Raw genomic sequence first — 4115 nt, 5'->3', positions numbered from 1 at the left:
TGTTTGGAAAAACGACGTATACGAATTTGAACAATATTCTGAGGAAGAAAACTGGTGCCGCGAGAGAGAATTGAACTCTCGGCCTCACCATTACCAATGGTGCGCTCTACCACTGAGCTACCGCGGCCGATTGTCTTTAAATCATAATATAAAAGGGGAATAGATATCCCGTAAAGACCGCGCGTATATGCCATAGGCCTGTCGATCTGGCAAGATAGAAATGATCATTAAATTGAAACTTTTCATGCATGACAAAAATAGGTATACTGAAATTATATATTATTATTTGTCATGTGAGGTGATATGATATGTCTCGACGGTTGGAAATAGATTCACTTAGGACTTTGCAATTCGTTGTGCGCTATGGCGGAGTGACCCGTGCGGCAGAAATGATGGGGTTATCCCAATCAGCCGTTAGTCATAAATTACGGCGCATGGAAGAGGCTATTGAGGCTAATTTGTTAAACCGTAAAGCTGGCGCTGCGATCTTAACAGAAACAGGTGAGCGTTTATTGGCCTATGCGGATCGTATTTTAAACTTACATGATGAAGCCTTGATGACATTATCGCGGCGTAGTTTAAGTGGCAAAATCCGTCTGGGTCTTTCCGAAGATGTATTGGAAGGTTTGTCACAAATTCTGGGGCGGTTTTCTCGTCATTTTTCAGAAGTATCTGTTCACACCCAAATCGGGCCAAGTTTGTTGCTGGCAAAGGATTTGGAAGAAGGGGGGATTGATCTGGCTGTCTTGCAGATGTTTAAAAGCGATATGAAATCAAAGGATATCCTGCTGGAAGATTTGAACATCCATTGGGTGAAATCAAAAGATTTTATTTTGGATGAAAGCAAACCAATCCCGCTTATGACTTTCGACCAACATTGTTTTTATAAGCGCTGGGTGATGGAAAACGGTCTAACGGAAAATCACGATTTTAACATTGTACTGGAATGTCCAAGTGTTACAGGCATGGTATCGGCTATTCGGTCTGGTATGGGGGTGTCGCTGTTAAGTGAAAGACATATCACCTCTGACATGAATGTATTGGATGATGTATTTGGAACGCCGCCAGCCACAGTACAAGTGATCCGTGGGAATAGTCGCCAAAACACGCCAGCAGTGTCAGCCTTGATAGAGGAAATTTCACAAGAGTTCACAATTGTGAATTTGTCCGTTGTGGCCTAAACATTCTAACACTTGTTTTCACCAATCAAATCCTTAAAATGCGCGGCTATATTCTTTAGGAAATAAAGTGTGAAAAGGGTATAAAATATGTCCGAAGGGTCTGATAAACCAAAAAAGACAAAAGCCGAAGAACGTCAGGAACGTATGGCGGCGAAACTCCGCGAAAATCTGCGCCGTCGCAAAGATCAATCCCGCGAACGTCGTCAGACCGATCAAGACGATTAAAAAAACAGATAAGAAATGTAATAAACCTGTTTCTTACCTACGAATCGTCGCATTCTTGCCGCAATCAAAAAATAGTAATTTATATGAGAAGTTCTAAAGGGGACTGCCATGTCAATCAAACCCGACCATTGGATTCGTCAACAAGCTGAAGAACACGGCATGATCGAACCATTTGTTGATAGTCAAAAACGTGAAGGGATTATCTCTTACGGTGTTTCTTCCTATGGCTATGATGCACGGGTTTCTGATGAATTTATGATTTTCACAAATGTGGATAACGCCGTTGTGGATCCAAAGAACTTCTCTGAACAGACATTTGTAAATCGTAAGACAGATGTTTGTATCATTCCGCCAAATAGTTTTGTTTTAGCCCGTACGGTGGAATACTTCCGTATTCCGCGGGATACTTTGGTTGTTTGTCTTGGTAAATCTACATATGCCCGTTGTGGGATTATTGTAAATGTTACCCCGCTTGAACCTGAATGGGAAGGTCATGTGACATTGGAGTTTTCCAATACAACACCGCTTCCGGCAAAAATTTATGCCAATGAAGGTGCTTGCCAGTTCTTGTTCTTCCAAGGGGATGAGGCACCCCAAGTATCTTATAAAGATCGTGCGGGTAAATATATGGGACAGACAGGCGTAACATTACCACGCCTCTAAACCATTCAGCATAGCTATCTGAAATCAGGACGCTTTATTGGCGTTGGTAAGAAGCGGAGGATTACTTTCCGCTTCTTGTGTTTAAACAATTAGGACATTGTAATGGACAGAATTGTCATTCAAGGTGGAAATCGCCTATCCGGTAAAATTCAGGTTGGTGGTGCGAAAAACGCAGCCCTTCCGTTAATGTGTGCAAGCTTGCTTACATCCGACCCAATTACGTTTCAGAATTTACCACGCTTAGCCGATATTGAAACCTTGGCACGTTTGTTAGTGCAACATGGTGTGCAAATTACCATGAATGGAGATCAAAGCAGCAAAGGTGAAAGCAAGTATGGTCGTTGCCTAACCCTTCAAGCGAAAGAAATAACAGATACAACCGCGCCTTATGATCTGGTTCGTAAGATGCGTGCAAGTATTTTGGTGTTAGGCCCGATTTTAGCCCGTTGTGGGGAGGCGCGCGTATCCTTGCCGGGAGGATGTGCCATCGGCACCCGTCCGGTTGATCTTCATCTCAAAGGTTTGGAGGCTTTAGGGGCCGAAATCGAACTGGACCAAGGTTATGTTGTTGCCAAGGCACCAGATGGTTTGATCGGGGCAGATGTGACTTTCCCATTCGTCTCTGTTGGGGCGACAGAGAATTTAATGATGGCAGCTTGTCTAGCTAAAGGCACAACGCGTTTGATCAATGCGGCTCGAGAACCTGAAATTACGGATTTAGCCGATTGCCTGATTGCTATGGGGGCAAAGATCGAAGGTGTTGGCTCTGACACATTGATTATTGAAGGTGTGGATAGTCTGCATGGCTGTACGCATTCAGTCGTGGCAGACCGAATTGAGGCTGGTAGCCTTGCAATGGCAGTTGCCGCCACACGCGGTGATGTGGAATTGATTGGTGGCCGTTTGGATCATTTGGGTGCTGCAGTCGAAGCCTTACAAAAGGCCGGTGTTGAGTTTGAAGAAACCGAAGATGGTTTCCGCGTGTCATGTGAGGCATTATCAGGCACGGATGTGATGACTGAACCCTATCCGGGCTTCCCGACCGATTTACAGGCACAGATTATGGCCTTGATGACCACAACAGATGGGGCGTCCATGGTCACAGAAACAATTTTTGAAAATCGTTTTATGCATGTGCCGGAACTCACCCGCATGGGGGCGAATATTAATCTACATGGACGTTCGGCGATGATTCGCGGTGTGGACGGGATGAATGGGGCACCTGTGATGGCGACGGATTTGCGTGCCTCTATGTCCTTGATTATTGCAGGATTGGTTGCAAAAGGTGAAACAATCGTAAGCCGTATTTATCATCTTGATCGTGGCTATGAACGATTGGAAGAAAAGCTTGCGGCATGTGGGGCAAATATTCGTCGGGAAAAAGAGCCTGATTAATTTTCAGGCTTCTATTGTGCTTTGAATCTGAAGCACTTAAACTTCCTGATACATGTTGATGCGAAATGAGGGCAAGATGACAAAAGCCTTAAAAATGATGGCGCAAAATTTGGAAGATATGTCTGTATTATCTTCCTTATGTCAGGATGCCCTGATTTCTGTTGCGGATATATCTTATAGTCAGGAACAGAAAAGCTTTGTCGCAGTTTTAAATAGGTTCTGTTGGGATCAGGTACAAGAAGGCGATCGTGACTATTTCCGTTCTCATAGTGGTTTGCGCTTCGATAATGTGACTGCGGTTGCCTATAAAGGTTTATCCAAACAAAATACGGACCAAATTTTATCTCTATTAACAATTGCATTTGCGCCTGATAAAGACGATCAATTGGATGGTGCTGGCTTTGTAATGTTACAATTTGCAGATGATAAAGCTATCCGTCTTACCGTTTCCAATGTAAGTGCCGTGATAGAAGATCTAGGTGAAAGATGGGGGACCGCATGGTTACCCGGACATGAAAATACATAATTAAACTAGAAGAAAAAATAAGTAATATTATAAACCGCAGCTTGGAAACAGGCTGCGGTTTTGTTTTTAAATATATTCATCTTTAATCATATCCCGCTTGAACAAAAAAACTAGTTAGGCTATAT

General features: G+C 43.4%; 5 protein-coding genes and 1 tRNA gene. 5 read left to right on the top strand and 1 reads right to left on the bottom strand.

Annotated elements, in window-relative coordinates; all coding sequences use genetic code 11:
- Positions 1 to 52: 52 nt before the first annotated feature.
- Positions 53 to 127: transfer RNA gene (locus E1160_RS00560), tRNA-Thr, on the bottom strand.
- 181 nt (positions 128 to 308) lie between these two features.
- Between E1160_RS00560 and E1160_RS00555 the strand changes: the two genes are divergently transcribed.
- The 5 genes from E1160_RS00555 to E1160_RS00540 all read left to right on the top strand — a co-directional run bounded on the left by E1160_RS00555 (position 309) and on the right by E1160_RS00540 (position 3990).
- Complete coding sequence (locus tag E1160_RS00555; protein WP_155153047.1) at positions 309 to 1181, top strand: LysR family transcriptional regulator; 873 nt, start codon at positions 309 to 311, stop codon at positions 1179 to 1181.
- Positions 1182 to 1268: 87 nt separating this feature from the next.
- Positions 1269 to 1406 carry a hypothetical protein gene (locus E1160_RS17055; protein ID WP_218048619.1) on the top strand — a complete coding sequence of 46 codons (138 nt, stop codon included), beginning with the start codon at positions 1269 to 1271 and terminating at the stop codon, positions 1404 to 1406.
- Between the two features lie 108 nt (positions 1407 to 1514).
- A complete protein-coding gene (gene dcd / locus E1160_RS00550) occupies positions 1515 to 2069 on the top strand; it encodes a dCTP deaminase (protein ID WP_155153046.1) in 555 nt (184 codons plus the stop codon).
- A gap of 102 nt (positions 2070 to 2171) precedes the next feature.
- Positions 2172 to 3464 carry a UDP-N-acetylglucosamine 1-carboxyvinyltransferase gene (gene murA / locus E1160_RS00545; protein WP_155153045.1) on the top strand — a complete coding sequence of 431 codons (1293 nt, stop codon included), beginning with the start codon at positions 2172 to 2174 and terminating at the stop codon, positions 3462 to 3464.
- Positions 3465 to 3540: 76 nt separating this feature from the next.
- The gene (locus E1160_RS00540) at positions 3541 to 3990 is read left to right on the top strand and encodes a DUF2948 family protein (protein ID WP_218048618.1); all 450 of its coding nucleotides are present in this window, start codon (positions 3541 to 3543) and stop codon (positions 3988 to 3990) included.
- The last annotated feature ends 125 nt before the right edge of the window (positions 3991 to 4115 follow it).

The sequence above is a fragment of the Curvivirga aplysinae genome (assembly GCF_009711445.1).
Taxonomy (GTDB): Bacteria; Pseudomonadota; Alphaproteobacteria; order UBA8366; family Aestuariispiraceae; genus Curvivirga; species Curvivirga aplysinae.
The sequence above is the reverse complement of the archived record's forward strand: the minus strand, read 5'-3'. Positions and strand labels throughout refer to the sequence as shown.